This window comes from Citrobacter sp. TBCS-14, assembly GCF_005280805.1.
Classification (GTDB): Bacteria; Pseudomonadota; Gammaproteobacteria; order Enterobacterales; family Enterobacteriaceae; genus Citrobacter; species Citrobacter gillenii.
Genome location: NZ_SZWM01000698.1, coordinates 1 through 219, shown reverse-complemented (window position 1 = coordinate 219; position 219 = coordinate 1). Strand labels below are relative to the sequence as shown.

Here is a 219-nt window from a genome sequence, read left to right as displayed (position 1 = left end):
GCCGCGTGAGCGCAGCGGCGGGGCGAGCGGTATGCTGGGAACGGCGCGCCTGTTAGGGCAAAGTACCGGCGCAGCGCTGGTGGCATTGATGCTCAATCAGTTTGGCGATAACGGAACACATATATCTCTGATAACTGCGGGTGTACTGGCAACGGTTGCTGCCATAGTGAGCGGCCTGCGTATCACGCAGCCGCGTGCATAAACGCCAGGCCCGGCAAC

The 219-nt window shown here is 61.6% G+C and carries 1 pseudogene; it reads left to right on the top strand.

The features are described 5' to 3' along the window. A pseudogene (locus FDX22_RS20770) lies at window positions 1-202 on the top strand (MFS transporter); the annotation flags it as partial. Window positions 203-219 lie beyond the last annotated feature (17 nt).